General features: G+C 71.6%; 18 protein-coding genes. 8 read left to right on the top strand and 10 right to left on the bottom strand.

Annotated features, from left to right (window positions below; genetic code table 11):
* Window positions 1-226: 226 nt before the first annotated feature.
* From AC5P1B_RS10405 to AC5P1B_RS10395, 3 genes are all read left to right on the top strand, one after another.
* Window positions 227-967, top strand: a complete 741-nt coding sequence (locus tag AC5P1B_RS10405) for a helix-turn-helix transcriptional regulator (RefSeq protein ID WP_493886419.1) — start codon at window positions 227-229, stop codon at window positions 965-967.
* A 436-nt stretch (window positions 968-1,403) separates the two neighbouring features.
* Window positions 1,404-2,162 (top strand): IclR family transcriptional regulator, encoded by a 759-nt coding sequence (locus tag AC5P1B_RS10400; RefSeq protein WP_493886418.1) that lies wholly within the window; start codon window positions 1,404-1,406, stop codon window positions 2,160-2,162.
* 250 nt (window positions 2,163-2,412) lie between these two features.
* A complete protein-coding gene (locus AC5P1B_RS10395; protein ID WP_493886417.1) occupies window positions 2,413-3,546 on the top strand; it encodes an aminopeptidase P family protein in 1,134 nt (377 codons plus the stop codon).
* A 176-nt stretch (window positions 3,547-3,722) separates the two neighbouring features.
* On the opposite strand, the gene AC5P1B_RS10390 is transcribed toward AC5P1B_RS10395, so the two are convergent.
* On the bottom strand, window positions 3,723-4,712 hold the full coding sequence (locus AC5P1B_RS10390; RefSeq protein WP_493886415.1) for a zinc-binding dehydrogenase: 990 nt from the start codon (window positions 4,710-4,712) through the stop codon (window positions 3,723-3,725).
* Window positions 4,713-5,010: 298 nt separating this feature from the next.
* Here AC5P1B_RS10390 and AC5P1B_RS10385 point away from each other — a divergent pair, with 298 nt between their 5' ends.
* Entirely contained in the window at window positions 5,011-5,682 is a 672-nt protein-coding gene (locus AC5P1B_RS10385) for a pentapeptide repeat-containing protein (RefSeq protein WP_493886414.1), read from the top strand.
* A gap of 144 nt (window positions 5,683-5,826) precedes the next feature.
* On the opposite strand, the gene AC5P1B_RS10380 is transcribed toward AC5P1B_RS10385, so the two are convergent.
* Together AC5P1B_RS10380 and AC5P1B_RS10375 are read right to left on the bottom strand one after the other, a co-directional pair.
* Complete coding sequence (locus tag AC5P1B_RS10380) at window positions 5,827-6,324, bottom strand: hypothetical protein (RefSeq protein ID WP_493886413.1); 498 nt, start codon at window positions 6,322-6,324, stop codon at window positions 5,827-5,829.
* Window positions 6,321-9,626 carry an AfsR/SARP family transcriptional regulator gene (locus tag AC5P1B_RS10375; protein ID WP_493886412.1) on the bottom strand — a complete coding sequence of 1,102 codons (3,306 nt, stop codon included), beginning with the start codon at window positions 9,624-9,626 and terminating at the stop codon, window positions 6,321-6,323. Before AC5P1B_RS10375 ends, AC5P1B_RS10380 begins: the two co-directional genes overlap by 4 nt.
* Before the next feature lie 277 nt (window positions 9,627-9,903).
* Here AC5P1B_RS10375 and AC5P1B_RS10370 point away from each other — a divergent pair, with 277 nt between their 5' ends.
* A complete protein-coding gene (locus AC5P1B_RS10370; protein ID WP_493886604.1) occupies window positions 9,904-10,824 on the top strand; it encodes an NAD(P)-dependent oxidoreductase in 921 nt (306 codons plus the stop codon).
* Between the two features lie 238 nt (window positions 10,825-11,062).
* On the opposite strand, the gene AC5P1B_RS10365 is transcribed toward AC5P1B_RS10370, so the two are convergent.
* From AC5P1B_RS10365 to AC5P1B_RS10350, 4 genes are all read right to left on the bottom strand, one after another.
* Entirely contained in the window at window positions 11,063-11,467 is a 405-nt protein-coding gene (locus tag AC5P1B_RS10365; RefSeq protein ID WP_493886411.1) for an SH3 domain-containing protein, read from the bottom strand.
* 180 nt (window positions 11,468-11,647) lie between these two features.
* Window positions 11,648-12,310 (bottom strand): MBL fold metallo-hydrolase, encoded by a 663-nt coding sequence (locus AC5P1B_RS10360; RefSeq protein WP_493886410.1) that lies wholly within the window; start codon window positions 12,308-12,310, stop codon window positions 11,648-11,650.
* Window positions 12,310-13,395: an S-(hydroxymethyl)mycothiol dehydrogenase gene (locus AC5P1B_RS10355; protein WP_493886409.1), complete on the bottom strand. Its 1,086-nt coding sequence runs from the start codon at window positions 13,393-13,395 to the stop codon at window positions 12,310-12,312. The genes AC5P1B_RS10360 and AC5P1B_RS10355 overlap by 1 nt, the downstream gene beginning before the upstream one ends.
* Before the next feature lie 521 nt (window positions 13,396-13,916).
* Complete coding sequence (locus AC5P1B_RS10350) at window positions 13,917-14,492, bottom strand: TerD family protein (protein ID WP_493886408.1); 576 nt, start codon at window positions 14,490-14,492, stop codon at window positions 13,917-13,919.
* A 284-nt stretch (window positions 14,493-14,776) separates the two neighbouring features.
* Between AC5P1B_RS10350 and arfB the strand changes: the two genes are divergently transcribed.
* The gene (gene arfB / locus AC5P1B_RS10345; protein ID WP_493886407.1) at window positions 14,777-15,205 is read left to right on the top strand and encodes an alternative ribosome rescue aminoacyl-tRNA hydrolase ArfB; all 429 of its coding nucleotides are present in this window, start codon (window positions 14,777-14,779) and stop codon (window positions 15,203-15,205) included.
* Window positions 15,206-15,236: 31 nt separating this feature from the next.
* On the opposite strand, the gene AC5P1B_RS10340 is transcribed toward arfB, so the two are convergent.
* Window positions 15,237-15,737 carry a flavin reductase family protein gene (locus AC5P1B_RS10340; protein ID WP_493886406.1) on the bottom strand — a complete coding sequence of 167 codons (501 nt, stop codon included), beginning with the start codon at window positions 15,735-15,737 and terminating at the stop codon, window positions 15,237-15,239.
* A 445-nt stretch (window positions 15,738-16,182) separates the two neighbouring features.
* On the opposite strand from AC5P1B_RS10340, the gene cdgB reads away from it, so the two are divergent.
* Both cdgB and AC5P1B_RS10330 read left to right on the top strand, forming a co-directional pair.
* Window positions 16,183-17,973 carry a diguanylate cyclase CdgB gene (gene cdgB, locus AC5P1B_RS10335; RefSeq protein ID WP_493886404.1) on the top strand — a complete coding sequence of 597 codons (1,791 nt, stop codon included), beginning with the start codon at window positions 16,183-16,185 and terminating at the stop codon, window positions 17,971-17,973.
* Window positions 17,974-18,219: 246 nt separating this feature from the next.
* A complete protein-coding gene (locus tag AC5P1B_RS10330) occupies window positions 18,220-19,296 on the top strand; it encodes a CBM35 domain-containing protein (protein WP_493886402.1) in 1,077 nt (358 codons plus the stop codon).
* A gap of 89 nt (window positions 19,297-19,385) precedes the next feature.
* On the opposite strand, the gene AC5P1B_RS10325 is transcribed toward AC5P1B_RS10330, so the two are convergent.
* Both AC5P1B_RS10325 and AC5P1B_RS10320 read right to left on the bottom strand, forming a co-directional pair.
* Window positions 19,386-20,243 carry a class II fructose-bisphosphate aldolase gene (locus AC5P1B_RS10325; protein ID WP_493886400.1) on the bottom strand — a complete coding sequence of 286 codons (858 nt, stop codon included), beginning with the start codon at window positions 20,241-20,243 and terminating at the stop codon, window positions 19,386-19,388.
* Window positions 20,244-20,303: 60 nt separating this feature from the next.
* Window positions 20,304-21,233: a 1-phosphofructokinase family hexose kinase gene (locus AC5P1B_RS10320; RefSeq protein ID WP_493886397.1), complete on the bottom strand. Its 930-nt coding sequence runs from the start codon at window positions 21,231-21,233 to the stop codon at window positions 20,304-20,306.
* Between the last annotated feature and the right edge of the window lie 181 nt (window positions 21,234-21,414).

Raw genomic sequence — 21,414 nt, 5'->3', positions numbered from 1 at the left:
GTTGAGAGAATTCGTAACAACGGGGCCAGGCGCCGAAGCAGAGCCTGGAGAGGACGATATAGCGCAGGAACTCATGGCGGTCAGGGCGCTCGTGGAATCCACGGTGGTGAAGCATCGCGACCGCCAGTCACGAAATTCCTGGGTAGCGTCCGTCGGCGCCCACGACAATGAAATCCTGGCCGCTGCCAGACGGCTGATGGATGAGGCCGAGGAAAACATTGACTTCGTGCTCGCAGCGGATGCCGCGCATTCTCATGTGCTGTACGCCGTGCTGAGTGAATGGCTGCTGGCGGCTTCTGCTTCTGCTGCGGCTCCCGCTTCTGCTTCCGCTTCCGCTTCCGGAGCTCAGGGCGGAGCCAGGCCCGGAGTGGGGACCGCTGCCCTCGGCGGCCACGGCGGCAGTGGCTACGGCGTGCCGCGCCGCGCGGTGCGAGTCCGCGTGCTGTGCAGCGAGAACGCGCTCGACGACCAGTTCGCCCAGCGCCACGGGAACGGTCCCGTGCCACTGGAGATCCGCGTCGCCCGGATACCGCTGCTCGCGGCCGTGCTTGTGGACGGCAGAGCCGCTCTGGTCTGCGCGGACTCGGCGGTCGGCCGCCGGGCGTCCACCATCCGCGACCCCGGTGTCATCGAGACACTCCAGACCCTCTTCACCGGCGTCTGGCGCAACGCCCTCGCGGCGACGGAGCACCTCGACTTCGGCGACGGCTCCCGTACGCGGATGCTGCGGCAGATCCTGGAGTGGCTGCGGCTCGGTGTCACCGACGAGGTCGCCGCACGCGAGCTGTCGGTCTCGGTGCGTACCTACCGCCGCTACGTCGCGGAGATGATGGCGCTGCTCGACGCGGACTCCCGCTTCCAGGCGGGAGTCAGGGCGGCCGAACTGGGCCTGCTGCCCGCCGTCCCCCAGCAGAACGCCCCTTCGCGCGCCGCGGAACGGGGCGAGGTGCGGCGGGCGGCGGGGTAGGACCCGCCGACCGGCCATCGCCACCCGCGCGGGGGCGCGGGGAGCCGGGGGCGTGGCGTACGGTCTCGTCGCCCGGGCGGTGGCGTGTCAGCTGTGTTGCCGGTGAACGGCGTTGAGGTTCAGTGCTGCCGGAAAGAGCGGAAGACAAACTATTGCTGGGGGCTGCTGACGGCTGGCAGCTTCCTGTAGTGGTCATTGCGGGCGTTCGATCCGGACGGATAGACATGTCCGTGGGAATGGGAATCCGCGCCGACTTAAGGATGATGAATCCCACCGGTGGCTACTCCGCCCGGAGCGCCAGCGGTGGCGGAGGTTCGACCGTCTTCCCCCAGTCACGTCGAACCTCCGCCCGTATCGCTCAACATCCGCAACGAAGCCGTGGTTGTGGACGGTCACTGGCAGACATCGGTGACCGGTCCGATGAGGAGACACACGCATGACGACGACTAGTCCCGAGAAGATGCTGACGGCCGAGCAGACACTGAGCGGAGTCGGTGTCCTCGACAAAGCATCACTTCTGCTGGGTGTCCTTGAAGCAGGCCCGGCATCGTTGACGAGGTTGGTGGCGGACACCGGCCTGAAGCGCCCGACGGCCCACCGTCTGGTGCTGGCGCTGGAGCGGCTGCGGCTGCTCGCCAGAGACAAGCACGGCCGCTTCATCCTGGGGCCGCGACTGGGGCTGATGGCCGTCCAGGCATGCCAGGACCGGCTGCTGACGGTCGCCAATCCGGTGCTGTCCGAGCTGAGGGACCTGACCGGGGCGAACGCCCGCCTCTACCGGCGCCGTGGCAACCTGCGGATCTGTGTGGCCGCCGCACCTGCCCCCTCCTACGACTCGACCGGGCCGTACGACTCGGTGCCCGTCGGCGCGGCGTTCCCGATGAACGCGGGCCCCACCTCGCAGGTGCTGCTCGCCTGGGAGGAGCCCGAGGTGCTGCACGAGATGCTGCGCGGGTCGCGGTTCACGGCCGCCACCCTCTCCGGCGTCCGGCGGCAGGGCTGGGCGCAGAGCATCGACGTGCGCAAGCGTGAGGGCGCCGAGGTCGCGGCCCCGGTGTACGGGCCCGGCGGCCGCGTGGTCGCCGCGCTGTCGGCGTACTGGCCCGGGACCCGCATGCCGAGCAGCGCCGGGCGGATGCACGTCAGCGAGTTGGTGGACGCGGCGGTACGCATCGGCCGCGGCTTTCCGGACTGAGCCCCAGGACCTGATCCAGTGCCGTGGCGCTTCATGACGGGCGACCGGCGACCGGCGACCGGCGAGCGGCGAGCGGCGACTGGGGAACGCCGACTGGTGACCCGCCGACCGGTGAGCGGTGAGCGCTGACTGAGGATTCCCTCCTCCCCCACGACCATCTCGCGGGGTGCGGTGCGCTGCGGGATGCTGAGGAAGCTCAGCACCCGCCTCGTCCGGACCCCGCCTGTCCAGACCTGCCCGGAGGAGAGACATGGCCGCCATCGCTGACCAGCCAGCCCCCATGACCCGCGAGGACTACGCCGCCCGGATGGCCCGAGCAAGCCGTGCGGCACTGGACGCGGGGCTCGCCGGGCTGGTTGTCACGCCTGGTCCTGACCTCGTCCACCTCTGCGGCTACCAGCCTCCCGCCATCACGGAACGGCTCACGGCCCTGCTCATCACGCCCGACCGCACGCCACAGCTGCTGGTGCCCGCGCTGGAGCGCCCCGACGCGGCGGCGTCGCGCGGCGCCGGGGCGATGGAGCTGATCAGCTGGACCGACGGCGACGACCCGTACGAGGCGGCCGGGAAGCTGCTCACCCCGCAGGGCCGTTACGGCGTCGCCGACTCCGCCTGGGCCGTGCACCTGATCGGTCTTCAGCGGACCTTGCCCGGCACGAGCTACTCCGCGCTCTCGGCGGTGCTGCCGATGCTGCGTGCGGTCAAGGACGCGCACGAGATCCAGCGGCTCGCGGCCGCCGGAGCCGCCGCCGACGCCACGTACGAGCAGATCGTCGAGGTGCGGTTCGCCGGGCGCACGGAGGCTGACATCGCCACCGACCTCGCCGGGCTGCTACGTGAACACGGCCACAGCCAGGTGGACTTCACCATCGTCGGCTCGGGCCCGAACGGAGCGAACCCGCACCACACGGCGGGGGACCGGATCATCGAGGACGGCGACATGATCGTCCTCGACTTTGGCGGCCTGAAGGACGGCTACGGGTCGGACACGACCCGCACGGTGCACGTCGGCGAACCGACCTCAGAGGAGCGCAAGGTCCACGACATCGTCCGCGAGGCGCAGCAAGCGGCATTCGACGCCGTCCGCCCGGGAGTCGCCTGCCAGGAGATCGACCGGGTGGCACGCCGCGTGATCGCCGAGACGGGGTACGGGGAGTACTTCATCCACCGCGTGGGGCACGGCATCGGGGTCACCACCCACGAGCCGCCGTACATGGTGGAGGGCGAGCACCTGCCGCTGGTGCCGGGCATGTGCTTCTCGATCGAGCCCGGTATCTACCTCAAGGGCCGGTTCGGTGTCCGTATCGAGGACATCGTGACCTGCACGGAGACAGGCGGAAGGCGGTTGAACAACAGCCCCCGCGAACTGCGGTTGGTGAGCTGAACGAGCTGAGCTGATCCGGACTCGACTGTCCGGGCCGCCTCCGGGCCCTCGCCGGGCCGGACGAGCCGGCCGGAGCGGGGCCCGGCTGACCGGCCGATTCCGGATCGGCCGGCCTGGCGTGGAGGCCCTACGCCGCTACGTAGGCGCTTACACCGCTGCGGGACGAGGACACGCCACTACGGGACGAGGACGACCTTGCCGACCGTCCCGCGCGTCTCGATGGCGTGGTGGGCCGCCCCGGCCTCCGCGAGCGGGAAGCGGTGTACCAACGGTACGAGCTTGCCCGCGGCGGCCTGCGCCATGGACTCCTCCTCCAGCACGCGCAGCCCCTCCAGGCCGCCCACGAGATCGAGCATCGGCTTGCCGACCACGCCCTTGGACGTGATGCCGCGCCGCTTCAACTCCTCGTCCGACAGCTCCAACGGACCACCGGCGACCCAGCCGTAGACGAGATGGCGCCCACCGGGGCCGAGCAGGTCCACGGCGCCGAGGCCCAGTTCGCCGCCGACCGCGTCGAAGACGACGGTCGCCGGGCGGCCGTCGAGAGCGGCGCGGGCCTTCTCCGTCCAGTCGGGCGCGTTGTAGTCGAGGGCGATATCCGCGCCCAGCTCGCTCACCTGCCGCACCTTGGCCGGGCCGCCGGCGACGCCGACGACCGTCGCCCCGACGTTCTTGGCGTACTGCACCAGCAGCGAGCCGATGCCGCCCGCCGCCGCGGTGACGATCACCACGTCCTCGGCGGTCAGTTCGGCCAAGCGCAGAATGCCCATGGTCGTACGGCCCGTACCGATCATGGCGATGGCGTGGTCATCGGGCAGGTCGTCGGGGAGCGGGTGCAGCTTCTCCACGCCGACGACCGCCAGCTCGGCGTAACCGCCGGGCGCCATCCCGAGGTGTGCCACGACCCGGCGGCCCAGCCACTCCCCGGCCACTCCCTCGCCCAGCTTGTCGACCGTGCCGGCGACCTCGCGCCCGGGGATGGTGGGCAGCTCCGGCAGCGCGTACGGGCCCTTCGGGTCGCCCGAGCGGAACGTGGTGTCGATGACGTGGACCCCGGCGGCGGCGACCTTGATACGGACCTGGCCGGGTGCGGGCTCCGGGTCCCGCGTCTGCTCGTACGTCAGGTTCTCGGCCGGTCCGAAGGCGTGCAGGCGAATGGCGTACATGGCGGTTCCTCCGTAGGTCGTGAGGCCGCTGGCCTCTGCGTCATGCGCCCAGCCTCCAACGTGAACCATTGTTGAGGTCAAGGGTCGGCCGACCGCGTCCTCCGGGGCGATGTCAGACCCGTGGCTCACGATGGGGAGGGAAAGGCGGTGGCGAGTGCCGAAGACAGGACGAGTGCAGGGGCGAGCGCAGCGACAGGCACGGGGCGAGGGACCCGGGCCGGAACCGGGAGCGAAAGCCGGGCAGAGGCGGGCCCGCGTTCCTGGGGGAGGCGGGGGAGCGCGGAAGGCGCGTGACGGCGTGCGGGAGCCCCGGCGGCCGGTGGTGTCGCTACCCGAGCTGCGGCCCTACGAGGACGCGGAGCTGGTGGCCGAGGGCGACTACGACGGGTTCGAGCTGACCGGCCTGGACCTGCGGGGCCAGGCGGCGCCCGGGGCCCGGTTCCTGGACTGCGCGATACGGCGCTGCTCGCTGGACGACACTGTGCTCGGCACCGCCCGCTTCATCGACTGCGTGCTCGAAGGAGTGCACGGAGTGGGCGCGGACCTGGCGTCGGCGTCGCTGCGTGACGTGGAGCTGACCGACGCCCGGCTGGGCGGCACCCAACTGCATGGCGCGGTCTTGGAGCGGGTCCTGCTGAGGGGCGGGAAGATCGACTACCTGAATCTGCGGCGGGCGAAGCTCAAGGACGTGACCTTCGAGGGCTGCGTGCTGGTCGAAGCCGACTTCGGCGGCGCGACGCTGGAACGGGTCTCCTTCGCGGACTGCACGCTGCGCCGCGTCGACTTCACGGGCGCCAAGATGACGGATGTGGATCTACGGGACGTCGTCGGGCTGGACATCGCACGCGGCGTCGAAGCGCTGTCCGGCGCGGTGATCAGCGCCACCCAACTGCTCGAACTGGCCCCCGCGTTCGCGGCCCAGATAGGCGTCAGGGTCGACGGCTGGACCGCGGCGGAAGGGGAGGAGTGACAGAACCGGCGGCGACGACACGAGGACCGGCGACGAGGACCGGTGACGGCGGAGGGCGGTGAGGACGAGGGACGGTGACGGCGAGGGGCAGTGACGGCGAGGGGCAGTGACGGCGAGGGGCGGTGAGCGTTCGCCCGCCCCTGGTCAGACCCGTTTGAACCGGCTCTGCAAGTCCCACACCACCGGGTTGTCGGCCAGCCCCTCGTGCATGTCGGCGAGGTCGGCGATCAGGTCGTGCAGGAAGTCGCGGGCCTCACGGCGCAGCGCGCCATGGTTGAAGTTCAGCGGTGGTTCTTCGAGCGGTACCCAGTCGGCGGTGACCTCCACCCAGCCGAAACGCCGCTCGAAGAGCATCCGGTCGGCGGACTCGGTGAAGTCCAGCTCGGCGCGCTGCGGCCGCGCCGACCGGTTGCCGCGCGGGTCCTGGTCGAGGCGCTCCATGATGTCGCAGAGCGCCCACGCGAAGTCCAGCACGGGCACCCACCCCCAGGCTGTGGACAGCTCCCGGTCCGTCTTGGTGTCGGCGAGGTAGACGTCTCCGCAGAACAGGTCGTGCCGGAGTGCGTGCACGCTGGCGGTCCGGTAGTCCGTCTGCGGCGGGTCAGGAAAACGGCGGGAGAGGGAGTAGCCCAGGTCAATCACGTCATTGATGGTGCCACGGCAACCGAGCCGCCCCCTCCACATGCGGCCGGTGCCCGTCTGGCCAGGGCGCCCCACTCGTCCGGGGTCAGGGCGCTGCCGTGCGCGAACTCGGCTGCGAAGGTGTCCGGACCGAGAGCCTCGCGCGCTGTCGCCGTGGCGCGGTCGACGTCGCCGCGTTCGGCTGCGGGCAATGGCGCTCCGACCGAGTCGCGTGCCGCTGCCGCCGCTCCGAGCAGGCGGGCGGCGCGGTGGTGCTGTCCGGCCAGCGCCTCGGCTGCGGCGAGTCCTTCCAGGGGGAGCGCGACCGCCCGTGGGCCGCCGAAGCGCTCGGCGATGGCGAGGGCTTCCCTGTGCAGCGTGCGCGCCGTTTCCGCGTCACCGCGCTGTTCGGCGACGAAACCCAGCTCGGCCAGGATGAGGCTGTTGCCCGGTTCGAACTCGGTCAGGCGGTGCCACTTCAGCACGCGGCGCAGGTGGTCCTCGGCGACGTCGAGTTCGCCCTCCTTGCGCGCGCCCATGGCCAGCCCGGTCCTCGCGTACATCTCGCCCGGTGTGAAGCTCTGCTCGGCGGCGAGCCGCATCGCCCCCTCGTGCAGTTCGCGGGCTCGCGCGTAGTCGCGGTCGAGCAGCGCTATGCGGCCGAGCCAGGACATCTGGTAGGAGACCTCGGCCCACAGGCCGAGCTCCTCCGCCATCCGCAGCCCCTGCTGATACCGGCGGGTGGCCTCCTCGTACTCCCCGGCGATCCCGGCGGTCGTGCCGAGGACGAAGGCCGCCTGGACGCGGCCCCAGCTGTCGCCGAGTTCAGCGAAGAGCTCGTCGCCGCGCGTCGCGTCGCGGCGGGCCACGGTGAGGTCGCCCCGGTTCATCGCGTGATGGGCCCTGTCGGTGAGCACGGCGGCCACGCCCCAGCGGTCGCCGAGCGCGCGGAACTCCGCCAGCAGCTCCTCCGCCGCCGCCTCACTGGCGGAGATGTCGGCGACGGCCGTCCGGGCGTAGGTGTCGAACCAGCGGGCGCGTGCGCGTTCGCTCCGGTCATCGATCCGCCGCCAGTGCTCCGGGTCCCCGGGCGCCGCGCCGTCGCCGCTCAGGAGCGCGTAACCGGCGTCCCACGCCACCGCCCTGGCCCGCGCCGTACGCGACACGCCCTCGGCCCCGGCGGGTGCCGCGGCCAGCGCCGCCGCCAGCGCCCGTCTGGCCTCGCTGAACCGGCCCCGTAGCAGCCAGTACCAGGCGAGGGCGTTGACCAGCCGCAGCGCGGTCGGGGCGTCCGGCGCCGGGTGCGCGAGCGCGCTGCCGAGGGCGGCGCGCAGGTTGGCGGCGTCCGCGTCCAGGAGGGTGAGCCATCGTTGCTGGTCAGGGCCGCGTAGGTGCGGGTCGGCGCGTTCTGCCAGGGCGGTGTAGTAGTGGCTGTGGCGCTGCCGTAGCCGCTTGGGTTCGTCAGGTCCGGACGGCTGCTGGCGGCAGTACGCGGAGATCGTCTCCAGCAGCCGGTAGCGGCGGGTCCCCGTCCGCGGGTCCTCGGCGGAGACGACCAGCGACCGGTCGACCAGGCGGCCCAGCAGGCCGAGCACGTCACCGGGTTCCACGCCGTCACCCGAGCAGACGGCTTCGGCCGCTTCGAGGGTGCATCCGTCGATGTGGACGACCAGGCGGCGCAGGACGAGGCGCTCGTCCGCCGTCAGCAGCTCCCAGCTCCAGTCGATCATCGCGCGCAGGGTCTGCTGCCGGGCGGGGGCGGCCCGGTGTCCGCTGGTCAGCAGCCGGAAACGGTCGTCCAGTCGCGCCTCCAACCCGGCCACGCCGAGCATCCGCAGCCGCGTGGCGGCCAGCTCCAAGGCGAGCGGTATGCCGTCCAGGCGGCGGCAGATGGTGGCGACGGCACGCGCGTTGGACGCGTCGATGACGAATCCGGGGGACGCGGCGGCCGCACGCATCGCGAACAGCCGCACCGCACTGCCCTCCCGGATGACGGCGAGCTCCGCCGTCTCCGGGTCCTGACAGACGTCGAGAGGCGGTACGGGCAGCACTGCCTCGCCCGCGACCGCGAGCACTTCCTGGCTCGTCGCGAGGACCCGCAGCCCCGGGGCGGCCCGCAGCAGCCGGTCGGCCAGCGCGGCCACAGGACCGGCCACATGCTCGCAGTTGTCCAGGACGAGCAGCAGCCGCTGGGGGCGCAAGGCGTTGTCGAGGCGGTCGGCGGGGGCCGGCTGCCCGGCCGCGGGCAGCGGCCCGCCAGGGGCGTCCTCCCGGATGCCCAGCGCGGCGAGCACCGTGTGCTCCAGCGCGTCCCTGACGTCGGTGTCGGCGGACTTGCCGAGTCCGGCCAGCTCGACGAGCCGCACACCGTCAGGGAAGGCGCCGGCCAGCCGCTGCGCGGCCGCGATGGCCAGCCGTGTCTTGCCGACGCCGCCGGGCCCGGTCAGGGTGACCAGGCGCGCCGTGTCGAGCAGCGAGCTGACCTGCTGCAACTGCTGCTCCCGGCCCACCAGGTCGGTCATGGGGGCCGGCAGGTTCGTAGCGGGGCGCTGGGCCGGCGCCGCTGCCGGTGCGCCGAGAGCCGGGTCCTGCGTCAGGATCGCCTGGTGGAGGGAGACGAGCTCGGGGCCGGGGTCGAGGCCGAGCTCCCGGCTGAGGTGGTCGCGCGCGTCCGCGAAGCCCGCCAGCGCTTCGCTCTGCCGACCGGCGCCGTACAGGGCGCGCAACTGGATCGCGCGGAGCCGTTCCCGTAGCGGGTACCTGGCGACCAGATCGCCGAGTTCACCGGACAGCGAGCGGTGCTCACCGAGTTCGAGCCGGGCTTCGGCGTGCTCCTCCACCGCGGTCAGGTGTTCCTCTTCGAGGCGCTGTATCGCTGAGCCGGTGAACGGCTCGTCGGAGAAGTCGGCGAACGCGGGCCCGCGCCAGAGCGCCAGCGCGTCCGCCAGCAGCTCCGCCCGCGCGCGGGGTTCCCCGGTCTGCCGGGCCCGCGTCACCAGCGCCCGGAACCGGCCGGAGTCGACGTCGTCCGGCTCGACCCGCAGGGCGTACCCCGGTGCCTGGTGGACGACCAGCTCGCCGCTGTCCGGCTGCGCCGCGCGCAGCGCCCTGCGCAGCTGGGACACCTTGGTCTGGAGCGTGTTGGCGGGATTGCCCGGCGGCCGGGCGCCCCAGAGGTCCTCGACCAGCCGGTCGGCGGACACCGTACGCCCCGGGTCGACGAGCAGGGCCGCCAGCAGGGCGCGCACCTTCGCTTCGGGCACGCGGACGGGACGGCCGTCCGCCGTCCACACCGTCAGCGGGCCGAGCACTCCGAATCGCACGAGGTCACCGTAGCCCGCGCCAGTGACAACGACCGCAGCCCGTCGTGCGCGGACCGTCAGCGAACCGTGCGCGGCCCTCGGCAGAGTCGAGCCCAGGCCGCGGACGGACGGCGAGCGCGCCGCCGACATCCGGACCACCAGGCCCGTACTCGACAGGCCGCTTCACCGGCTCCGCTCACCACACCCACCTCTCTTCACGTCACATCACGTCACATCACGTCACATCACATCACGTCACTTCACTTCACGCACCCCACCCATGAGACGGCAGAACTTGATGAACACCTCCAGCTCCCCCTCCACTTCCACCTCAGCCACCACCACGAACGCGGCGCCGGTGACCGTGATCGGGCTGGGCCCGATGGGGCAGGCCATGGTCGAGGTCTTTCTCGGCAACGGTCATCCCACGACCGTGTGGAACCGGACGCCGAGCAGGGCGGACGGTGTCGTGGCCAAGGGCGCGGTCCGTGCCGACACCGTGGCCGACGCCCTGGGCGCGGGCGAACTGGTGATCCTCAGCCTCACCGACTACCAGGCGATGTACGACGTGCTCGGCGCGGCCGGGAACGCCATCGACGGCCGGATCATCGTCAACCTCAGCTCCGACACCCCGGAGAAGACCCGTGAGGCGGCCGCGTGGGCGGCTGAGCGCGGGGCCGCCGCCTTCGTCGCGGGCGGCATCATGGTCCCGGCGCCGCTGGTCGGCAAGGACCCGTCCTACGTCTTCTACAGCGGCCCGGAGAGTGCCTTCCGGGCGCACGAGCAGACGCTGGGTCTCATCGGAAAGGCCCACTACCTGGGTACGGACCACGCCTTGGCGCAGCTGTACTACCAGGCGCAGCTCAGCATCTTCCTGACGTCGTTGTCCGCCTATCTGCAAGCGATCGCGCTGGTCGGGTCGGCGGGGGTCACCGCGGCGCAGTTCCTGCCCTTCGCTGTGGACAACTTCGACGCCGTCTCCTCCTATCTCACCGATGCCAGCCGTGCCATCGATGAGGACGACCACCCGGGCGACCTGGCCACCGCCCTCATGATGGGGGCGACCGCCGACCACATCGTCGGTGCCAGTCGCGCGGCGGGGATCGACACGGCCCTGCCCAGCGCGGTCAAGGCCCACTACGACCGTGCCATCGCCCTGGGCCACGGCAAGGACAACTGGTCGAGCCTGATCCACGCGGTCAGGAAGCCTTCGGTCTGACCGTACCCGGGATGACGGCCCCACGGCGGGGCCGTGGTGACCAGGGAGCGATACGGCGAAAACCCCGTCGGATGCCCGACGGGGTTTCCTGGCCAGGGTTCCGCGATCGCGGTGACCGCTCTTACTGCTCTTGCCGCTGATATGGCTGATAGGGCGGTGGTCGCCGTTATCGCTGCGTTTCCCGGGATTCCCGGCCCGGCCCGGACCAGGTCTGCACCGGAGTAATGCGAGGGGCGGCTCAGCCCTTGGCCCGCTGTGCGTCGGCGCTCTTGGTCACCGCTGAGGGGAACTTGTCCTTGCAGTACGGAACGGTGCCGGTGTTGTCCATATAGCGGGCGGCCGCCCACTTTTCCTGGCCGCGCACCTTGTACCAGAGGGAATTCCCCGCGACGTTCTGCGCGCGGACCTTGCAGTCGAGTCCCACCTGCTGCTTATGGGCAAGCGTGCCTTTGACCGAGGAATCCGTGCTCGGGTACTGACGCTCATTGAGTCCGGTCGTGGCGGTAACGGTGCCGTACGGCTTCGTGGGCGGAGCGGCGGCCTGAGCCGCGCCCGCACCGAGGCCCATCAGCGCTCCGCCCGCCGCCGTGCCGATGGCGAGAACCGCCGCTGTCATCCTCATTCGACGAGTCCTGGTAGCCATGTCGCTCGTCTCCTTCCTGTTCCGGCTCCCTGGTGGCGCCGGAAGTAGGGATCTCGTCAGCAAGGACGGCAGGCGACACACGCCCGGTTCTCCCTATGTCCCCTTTTCTCAGTTTTTCTCCGCTTTTTATGTTTCCTCTGTTCTTTCCTGGCGGCCCGTGGCGGGGCGGCCCTCGGCGGGCTAGTGGCCGCGCGCGATCCACTCCGCCAACTGCGGGGCCTCCGCGCCGATCGTCGTCGGGTCGCCGTGCCCGGTGCGTACGACGGTTTCCGGCGGCAGCGTCAGCAGCCGGTCCCGGATCGAGTCGATGATCGTCGGGAACGAGGAGTACGAGCGGCCCGTGGCGCCGGGGCCGCCCTGGAAGAGGGTGTCGCCGGAGAACACGGTCCCGCCGCCGGTGGCACCGTGCCCGGAGGAGGCGAGCGCGGGCGCGTACAGGCAGACCGCGCCGGGCGAGTGTCCGGGGGTGTGCAGCACCCGCAGCTCCGTACCGCCCACCGTGAGGACATCGCCATCGGCGAGCGGGGCGTCCGGTGTGCGGTCCGGGTGCCGCATCCGCCACAGCACCTCGTCCTCCGGGTGCAGCAGGACCGGCGCGCCCGTACGGTCGGCGACCTCGGGGGCGGCGTCGATGTGGTCGTCGTGGCCGTGGGTGCAGACGATGCCGAGCAGTCGGCGGCCGCCCACGGCGGCGAGGATCGCCCGCGCGTCGTGCGCGGCGTCGATGACGTACACCTCGCTGTCGTCGCCGACGAGCCAGACGTTGTTGTCGACCTCCCAAGTGCCGCCGTCCAGGGAGAACGTGCCGGAGGTGACGAGGTGTTCGACGCGGACACCGGCCATCAGAGGGTCACCACCGAACGCAGCACCTCGCCGCGGTGCATCTTCGCGAACGCCTCCTCGATGCCGTCGAGCGCGATCGTCTCGCTGACGAACGCGTCGAGGTCGAGACGCCCCTGCTGATAGAGGTCGATGAGCAGCGGGAAGTCGCGGGACGGCAAGCAGTCGCCGTACCAGGAGGACTTGAGCGCGCCGCCGCGCCCGAAGACGTCGATCAGCGGCAGCTCCAGCCGCATCTCGGGCGTGGGCACCCCGACGAGGACGACGGTTCCGGCCAGGTCACGCGCGTAGAAAGCCTGTTGGTACGTCTCGGGGCGGCCGACCGCGTCGATGACGACGTCGGCGCCGTGCCCGCCGGTGAGCTCCTGGACGCTCTTGACGACGTCCGCGGTGCCGCCGTTGACGGTGTGGGTGGCGCCGAGGGCGCGCGCCTGCTCCAGCTTCCGGTCGTCCAGGTCCACCGCGATGATCTTCGCGGCTCCGGCGAGCCTGGCTCCGGCGACGGCCGCGTTGCCCACGCCGCCGCAGCCGATGACGGCGACCGAGTCACCACGCCCCACATTGCCGGTGTTGATGGCCGCGCCGAGCCCGGCCATCACCCCGCAGCCGAGCAGCCCGGCGGCGGCCGGGGAGGCCGCCGGGTCCACCTTCGTGCACTGCCCCGCCGCGACCAGCGTCTTCTCGGCGAACGCCCCGATGCCCAGGGCGGGCGTCAGTTCGGTGCCGTCGAGCAGGGTCATCTTCTGCGTGGCGTTGTGCGTGGCGAAGCAGTACCACGGACGGCCACGGCTACAGGCGCGGCACTGGCCGCACACCGCACGCCAGTTGAGGATGACGAAATCCCCCGGGGCGACCTCGGTGACGCCGTCGCCGACGGACTCCACGACGCCCGCCGCCTCGTGCCCGAGGAGGAACGGGAACTCGTCGTTGATGCCGCCCTCCCGGTAATGGAGGTCGGTGTGGCACACGCCGCACGCCCGCACCTGGACGACCGCCTCACTGGGCCCCGGGTCCGGCACCACGATGGTTTCCACCCGCACCGGCTCGCCCTTGCCCGGGGCGATGACGCCGCGCACCTGCTGTGCCATGGGAAAACAACCCTCTCTCTGCGTCCTGCGGTACGCGTAGCGCGTGCCGCGGGCTCCACTGTCGTACGCCGTAGGCCGGGCGTCCAACGTTCGCCGCGGGGCCGGCGGTCCGGCGTGGCGCGGCCGGTGGCGGAAACCTCGAAGGGGCCGCACCGAGGGGAGTCGGCACGGCCCGCCACGCGAACAGACGCGCTGCGCGGGCCGTACGTTGACGCCCGCCCTCGAATCGCCCCGGATTTCCGGCCCGTTGTCCCGCGCCCGCTCCGGCCGCCGTGCTCACCGCCCGCCCGACGGCACGAAAAAGCCCCCGGATCGCTCCGGGGGCTTCCTCGTATCACCTCACACGCAGCTCACCTGGTACCCAGACCACCTGGTCCGCGGATCGCCGGCTACGCGGGTCACCTCGCACTCAGGGCGCTGGTACGCGCGGTGCCTCGTGCTCAGAAAGCGCCGGTTCCCAGGGACGTCGGCGACCGGGACGCCGCGGCGCCCGGTGCCTCAGATCCGACGGAAACGACCTCTCAGACGCTGACGCCGAAGTCCTGGGCGATGCCCGTGAGACCGGAGGCGTAGCCCTGGCCGACCGCGCGGAACTTCCACTCGGCGCCGTTGCGGTACAGCTCACCGAAGACCATGGCGGTCTCGGTGGCGGCGTCCTCGCTGAGGTCGTAGCGCGCGATCTCCGCGCCACCGGCCTGGTTGAGGATGCGGATGTACGCGTTGCGCACCTGGCCGAAGTTCTGGCTGCGCGACTCGGCGTCGTAGATCGAGACCGGGAAAACGATCTTCTCAACGTCGGCCGGGAGCCCCGCCAGGTTGACGTTGATCTGCTCGTCGTCGCCCTCGCCCTCACCGGTGACGTTGTCGCCGGTGTGCACGATGGTCTGGTCCGGCGTCGCCTTGTTGTTGAAGAAGACGAAGTGCTGGTCGGAGAAGACCTTGCCGCTCGGGTTCACGGCGATCGCGCTCGCGTCCAGGTCGAAGTCCTGGCCGGTGGTGGTGCGGACGTCCCAGCCGAGGCCGACCGTGACGGCGGTCAGGCCCGGTGCCTCCTTGGTGAGGGAGACGTTGCCGCCCTTGGACAGGCTTACAGCCATGGGGTGTCCCTTTCCTGTTCTGGTCGAGTTGTCGGGCTTCGTGCTGACGACGAAGCTACCGTCACCCTCCACAACGCTACGAGGGGACCGTCGGGTTCCAGCTCCCTTTACTTTCTTTGCCAAAGCCTCTTTGCTGACCGCCGCCGACCGCTGCCGCCAGGGCCGCCGGGGCCGCCCGGAGCGCTGAGCACCGCCCGCCCGGCGGCGGTCCGCCCGCGCGTCCGGCGCGGGATGAGCGCGAAATGGGGATGACGGGCTCGCGTCAACGCGAGATCATGGTCCGCATGTCCGGGCCCTATGTCATCCGTGGTTCGGTCTCCCTGCCGGAGGCCGAGCTCATGTGGCGTTTCTCCAGGTCGTCCGGGCCCGGGGGACAGCACGTGAACACCAGCGACAGCCAGGTGGAGCTGCGCTTCGACCTGGCCAGGACCGACGCGCTGCCGGAGGTGTGGAAGGAGCGCGCGCTGGAGCGGCTGGCGGGACGCCTGGTGAACGGGGTGGTGTCGGTCCGGGCGTCCGAGCACCGCTCGCAGTGGCGCAACCGCGAGATGGCGGCCGTCAGGCTCGCCTCGCTCCTCGCCGAGGCGACCGCGCCGCCGCCCAAGCCCCGGCGTGCCACGCGTATTCCGCGGGGCATCAACGAGCGGCGTCTGCGGGAGAAGAAGCAGCGCGGCGACACGAAGCGCGGCCGGTCGGGCCAGGGATGGGGCTGAGCGCGCCCCCGTTCGGTGGCGGCGCGCGCCGTCAGCCGAGCTGCCGGTAGCGGCCGCGGAAGTACGTCAGCGGCCCGCCCTCCGCGCTGGGCGTGGCAGCGGTCAGGACCCGGGCCACCACCAGCGTGTGGTCCCCGGCTATCACCCGCTGCTCGGTGCGGCACTCAAGCACCGCGAGCGCGCCGCCGACCAGCGGGGCGCCCGATTCCTTGCCGCGCGTGTACGCGATGTCCTCGAAGAGCAGCCGGTCGCTGATCCGGCCCTTCATCGCGAAGCGGCCCGCGACGTGGCGCTGGCTCTCCGACAGCAGCGAGACCGCCCACAGCGGCTGCCGCTCCAGCAGATCGTCCATACGGGAATCGTTGCGAACGCTCACCATCACGAGCGGCGGGTCAAGTGACACGGACATGAACGCGGTCGCGGTCATGCCGACGTCCTCCCCGCGGGGGCCGTCCTCCTCGTCGTGCGCGGTCACCAGCACCACGCCGGCGGCCAGCCTGGCCAGGGCGGCCCGGAACTCCTCATCGCTCACCTCTCCAGCATGGGGGACGGCGGGAGCGGTGTGCGGGCCGGTGCGGCCACTCCGCGAGACGGCGTGGTGGGTACGAGGGGAAAGCGATGACTGGGACACTCTTCGACGCTAACCTCCTGCCGCGGTGTGCCGCATCGGGCTCCGGTCCGAGACGCGCCCTAGGTCCCGAGGCGGAGCGGCACGAAATCCGCACCCATATTCGAGTCAGCCGCTGCCAGAAAACGTAATCGTATTCCGGATTTGCTTTCCGGAAATATCGCGAGTCGCACCGGCCGCTCGGCAGAGCCCTATTCCCGACTGGACACGCACTGTGACATGAGTCACAGCAGCCGGTAATTGTTGACCCTGTGTACCGAGTAGACAGCTCGCTGTGATTCAGTGGCCGTGGCAGTGAGAGATGTCGAGAATTCTGGAGTTGCTGTCGAGGTCTCGGGGGAGAGCGAGCATGGAGACCGAGTCGGAGCCGTACATCCGCCTTGCGACCCTGCGGCAGCTGCATCAAGTGGTCGCCGAACTGAACACCGCGCGCAGCCTGGCCGACACCCTGCAAACCGTCGCTGACGGGGTCATCGCGGGGCTGGGGTATGAGCTGTCGGCGGTCAATCTCGTACGGCCTGACGGCGATCTGGTCGTGGCGGCCGTGGGCGGCAGCCCTGGCGCCGAGGCGCTGATGGCGGGCCGGGTCGGCTCCCGCAGCTCCTGGGAGCGCCGCCTCGCGATGGGCGACCGCTGGGGCGACCTGCGCTTCATTCCGTACACGGAGGGCTGGGTCCTCGACGATGACGACGTACCGCAGTGGCACGTCGCCGGTCCGGCGCCGCGCTTCGCCGACGAGTGGCACCCCATGGACCGGCTCTTCGCGCCGATGCACGCGGGGGGCGTGCCGTCCGGCGAGCTGCTCGGCGTCCTGGCCGTCGACAAGCCGCGCAACGGCCGCCGCCCCGGCGCCTGGGGCCGTGAGGCCCTCCAGATGTACGCCTTCCACTCGGCCATCGCGATCGGCAACGCCCGGCTCCGCGCGAACATGCAGCGCGCCCTGGTACGCCTTGAGCGCGACCAGCAGGCGCTGCGGGCCAGCGAGGAGAGCTTCCGGCAGGCGTTCGAGTACGCGCCGAGCGGCATGGCCATCGCCGAGATGGGCGGCGACCAGCACGGCCGCCTGCTCCGTACCAACGACGCGCTGTGCCGCCTGCTGGGGCGATCGGCGACGGTGCTGCGCCGCTACTCCTTCTCCGACCTCGTCCACCCCGAGGACATCGGCACCCTGCTGCGCACCTCGGCCGAGGGCGGCCGCGCCGAGCTGCGGCTGGCGCGCAGGGACGGCACCTACCTGTGGGTGTCGCTCCGCAACTCGGTCGTCGCCGACGCCGCCGACGGGCCGCGCTTCCTGCTCACCCACGTCGAGGACATCGAGGAACGCAAGCGCCACGAGCTCCAGCTCGCGCACCGCGCCAGCCATGACTCGCTGACCGGCCTGCCCAACAGCGCCGAGCTGCGCGCCCGGCTCAGCGCCAGGCTGTGCGCCCGCCCATCGCAGACCGCCTACGTGGGAGGCGTCGACGCCGCTGGTCCCGGGTTCGAGGGTGCCGCGGTCGCCGCCGCGAAGGAGGCCGCGCTGATGCGCGGCGCCGAGCCCGACGCGTACGTGCAGGGCTTCGGCTTCGACGGAATCGACGGCGTGGGCGGCGGCATCGCCACCGACCTCAGCCTCGCCGCCCCGTTCGGCGGCCCGGACAGCGGCGACGCCTTCGAGAACATCCCGGGCGGCATCCCGGGCAGCCCGTTCGACCACCACGTGCACATCTTCGCGCCCGACGAGACCGAGGAGGACGACGGGACCAAGGGCCTCGCGGTCCTCTTCTGCGACCTCGACGGCTTCAAGTCGATCAACGACCGGTTCGGGCACCACACGGGCGACGCCGTGCTCATCGAGGTCGCCCAGCGGCTGACGCAAGGGGTGCGGGACGGCGACACGGTCGCCAGGCTCGGCGGCGACGAGTTCGTGGTCCTGGCTGACGGGCTGGGCCGGGCCGATGCCCAGGATCTCGCCGTACGGCTGCGGAATGCGATTATCCCCCCCATCAGGTTCGAGGGGCGGGCTGTGCGGGTAGGCGCGAGCTTCGGCATCAGCTGGGCAGCGTGCGGGATGTCGGCCGAAGAGGTTCTGCAATCCGCTGACCAGCGCATGTATGTGGAAAAGCGCTCTCGTTCCAAGGCGAATCGGCGTGCTGGGTAGCGTCCGCGCGACCCCGGTGTGGCGTTCGGAACACCGGGGAACGGCTATGCGACGGCGGCGACCGAGTTGCGTGGCGCGGTAGGCTGCGCCGGGTCGGCAAAGCCGCCGAGAATGAATCGATCATGAACATTGGCCATCCGGACAGCGCACGAGCTATTGCGGCCGCCCCGGCCCTGATAAGAGCTGTTCTGGTACATGAGCGCGGACAGCGCGGATGGCCATCAGGGACAGGGGAGTGACCAGGGGATGACGGCCGGTAATAACGGCTCGGGTGCGCCGGAGGATGACGACCCGTTCGCCTACCTGTACCGCTCGGAAGGCGGCGAGGGTGCGACGGGCGGCGCGAGCCAGGGCACGACCAGGTCGCGCACCGGTGGTTACGGCTATCCGGGTCCGCAGCAGCCCGGCGTCCCCCGCACCTCGTACAACAACGTCCGCGCGGTCGGCGAGCGGCAGTACGGCCAGCAGCAGGCCCCGGCGCAGCAGGGCGGCTACGGATACCCGCCCCAGCAGCAGGGCGGCTACGGCTACCCGCCGCAAAACGCCCACTACACGGCGCCCGAGGCGCTGCCGCAGCAACAGCAGCGGCAGCAGCCGAACTGGGGGCCGAATGGCGCCCCGCCGCGGCAGGCCCCCGGGCCCGCCGCCCGCAACGGTGACCCGGGGCACGGCGGAAACGGTGGCGGCGGACGCGGTGCCGGCAGCGGCGGACGCGGCCCCAACAACAAGGGCCTGCTCGTCGGGGCGATAGCCGTGGTCGCCGTGGTGCTCATCGGGATCGTCGTAGCGATGATCTCGAACAAGGCGGGCGACGACGACAAGAAGGCCGAGCCCGACGGCGACAAGCAGCCCACGGCAGGCGCGAGCGTCGAACCGAGCGAGCCCCCGAAGGCGACCAAGACCCCGGCGAAGCTCCCCAAGGACGACGCGTCGGCGATGCGGCTCGAAGGCGGCACGTCCCTCGCCTCGACGATCCCCGGCGCGAAGGCCGAGGGCGGCTCGTACGTGGCGGGCATCAACAAGCCCGGCGCGGCGGCGACGTGGAACGTGGACGTCGAGAAGGCGGGCCGATACCAGCTGTACGTCGGCTACGGCGTGCCCGGTGAGGACCAGAACCTCACCCTCACGGTCAACAGCAAGAAGGACCCGCGCGCCATCAACATGAAGAACTTCGCGCTGGCGAAGAAGGGCGACTGGGAGAAGGGCTGGACCCACACCTACTCCCTCGTCCAGCTCAACAAGGGCACGAACACGGTGAAGCTTTCCTGCGAGGCGGGCAACAAGTGCGACGTCAACCTCGACCAGGTGTGGCTGGAGAAGTAGGCGCGGCAGCAGGCGCGGAAGGAGCGGCCACGGCCCGCTGATGTGCCGGCATCCAGGCCGGTCCCCCGACGGGGGACCGGCCTGCGGCGTCAGCCGCGCGTGGTCACCACGGTCAGGAATCCTGCGACGGTCTCGGCCATCGCGTCCCTGGCCGGGCCCACGTACTTGCGCGGGTCCACCGTCATGGCGTTCGCCGCCAGCGTCTCGCGTACGGCACCGGTGAACGCGGTGTTCAGCGCCGTCCCCACATTGATCTTCACCATGCCGGACGCCACCGCGCGTTGGATCTCCGCGTCCGGTACGCCCGACGACCCGTGCAGCACCAGCGGCACCGGCACGGCCTCCCGCAGCCGTCCGATCAGCTCGTGGTCGAGGGCGGCGGTCCGCTGCGTCATGGCGTGCGAGCTGCCGACGGCGACGGCCAGCGCGTCCACCCCGGTGCCCGCCACATAGGCGACGGCCTCATCGGGGTCGGTCCGCACGCCGGGAGTGTGCGCGTCCAGCGGCGCCTCGCCCTCCTTGCCCCCGACCTTGCCGAGCTCGGCCTCCACCCAGATGCCGCGCTCATGCCCCCAGCGCACCGCCTCAGCGGTGGCCCGCACGTTCTCCTCGTACGGCAGCTTCGACGCGTCGAACATCACCGAGCTGAACCCCTCGGGGTGCGCCGCGTGCAGCAGGCCGACGCTCACCACATGGTCGAGGTGCAGCGACAGCGGGGCGCTCGACGCGCGGGCGACGGCGGCGGCGGCCGCGGCGATCGGGGCGAGCCGCCCCCCGTGGAACCTCACCGCGTTCTCCGACACCTGGAGGATCGCGGGGGCCCCGGCGGCCTCGGCTCCGGCGGCTATCGCCTCGGCGTGCTCCAGGGTGATGACGTTGAACGCGGCGACGGCACGGCCAGCGGCGCGCGCCTCCTCGACGAGTTCACCGGTGCTGACGAGTGGCATGTGCTCCTCTGTCCCGGGCCGGACGCGGCCCCTCGTGGATGCTCGCGTCGCGCTCGGCGGTCACGCCGCTGCCGGGTGGCTGCTGACGTGGACGCGCGACAGCAGCTGGGCGTACATCTCCTGGTCGAACTCGCCCGCCACCGGTGATCCCACCGTCGCCGCCGACAGGGCCACCGCCCGCGTCAGCCGCTCCGGCCAGGTCAGCCCCTCGGCGAGGCCGGACAGCAGACCGGCGACCACCGAGTCACCGGCGCCGGTCGGGTTGCCCGCGACCCGGCTGGGCGGCGCCGCGCGCCAGGCGCCGTCGGCGGTCAGGGCGAGCAGCCCCTCCGGGCCGAGCGAGGCGGCCACCACGTGCGCCCCGCGGCGCCGGGCGTCGCGTGCGGCACGCACCGGCTCGGTGGAACCGGTGAGCGCGGCCAGCTCGTCGACGTTCGGCTTGACGATGTCGGGCCGGGCGGCGATGCCCCGGCGCAGCGGTTCACCGCTGGTGTCGAGCAGCACCGGCACACGCGCGCCGCGCGCGCCCCGTATCAGCTGGGCGTACGCGCCGACCGGGACACCGGGCGGGAGGCTGCCGCACAGCGCGACGGCGACAGCGCCGTCGAGAAGTTCCACGTACCGCGCGGCGAACGTCTTCCACTCGGCGGGGGTGACCAGCGGGCCCGGCTCGTTGAGCTGGGTGGTGTCGCCCGTGGAGACGTCCACGACGCCGACCGTGCGCCGGGTGGTGCCCGCGATGGGAACCAGCTCATCCGTGATGTCCGGGCAGTTGGCGAGCTGCTCGCGCAGCGCCGCGCCCGTCGCGCCGCCGACCAGTCCGGTGGCGACGGTCTCGTGGCCCAGTGCGGCCAGCACCCGGGCGACGTTGAGGCCCTTGCCGCCGGGCCGCTCGGTGACCTCCGACACCCGGTGGCTGTGGTGCACACGCAGGTGCGGCACCTGGTATGTGATGTCGAGGGCAGCGTTGAGTGTCACGGTCAGGATCACTGCGGCCTCCCCCTCCCCCTCGCTGGTGGTCGTGACGTCGCCCCTGGCGGTCGGCCTGGTGACGCGCCGTGGGGCGGGCGGGTCCGGACCCGGACCCGCGGAACCCATGGCGCGGGCCGTGGAGCGGTTGGCTGTCTGGCTGCGATCATGCCAAAACCCTGGCGGTTGGCCCACCCCTGTG

The sequence above is a fragment of the Streptomyces sp. A01 genome (genome assembly GCF_059026195.1).
This window is presented reverse-complemented; position numbering and strand designations above follow the sequence as displayed.

Excerpts from the sequence above, each read along its gene's own strand:
- AC5P1B_RS10400 (WP_493886418.1), top strand. The coding sequence starts at position 1,404 with ATGACGACGACTAGTCCCGAGAAGATGCTGACGGCCGAGCAGACACTG.
- AC5P1B_RS10395 (WP_493886417.1), top strand. The coding sequence starts at position 2,413 with ATGGCCGCCATCGCTGACCAGCCAGCCCCCATGACCCGCGAGGACTAC.
- AC5P1B_RS10390 (WP_493886415.1), bottom strand. The coding sequence starts at position 4,712 with ATGTACGCCATTCGCCTGCACGCCTTCGGACCGGCCGAGAACCTGACG.
- AC5P1B_RS10370 (WP_493886604.1), top strand. The coding sequence starts at position 9,904 with ATGAACACCTCCAGCTCCCCCTCCACTTCCACCTCAGCCACCACCACG.
- AC5P1B_RS10365 (WP_493886411.1), bottom strand. The coding sequence starts at position 11,467 with ATGGCTACCAGGACTCGTCGAATGAGGATGACAGCGGCGGTTCTCGCC.
- AC5P1B_RS10360 (WP_493886410.1), bottom strand. The coding sequence starts at position 12,310 with ATGGCCGGTGTCCGCGTCGAACACCTCGTCACCTCCGGCACGTTCTCC.
- AC5P1B_RS10355 (WP_493886409.1), bottom strand. The coding sequence starts at position 13,395 with ATGGCACAGCAGGTGCGCGGCGTCATCGCCCCGGGCAAGGGCGAGCCG.
- AC5P1B_RS10350 (WP_493886408.1), bottom strand. The coding sequence starts at position 14,492 with ATGGCTGTAAGCCTGTCCAAGGGCGGCAACGTCTCCCTCACCAAGGAG.
- arfB (WP_493886407.1), top strand. The coding sequence starts at position 14,777 with ATGTCCGGGCCCTATGTCATCCGTGGTTCGGTCTCCCTGCCGGAGGCC.
- cdgB (WP_493886404.1), top strand. The coding sequence starts at position 16,183 with ATGGAGACCGAGTCGGAGCCGTACATCCGCCTTGCGACCCTGCGGCAG.
- AC5P1B_RS10330 (WP_493886402.1), top strand. The coding sequence starts at position 18,220 with ATGACGGCCGGTAATAACGGCTCGGGTGCGCCGGAGGATGACGACCCG.
- AC5P1B_RS10325 (WP_493886400.1), bottom strand. The coding sequence starts at position 20,243 with ATGCCACTCGTCAGCACCGGTGAACTCGTCGAGGAGGCGCGCGCCGCT.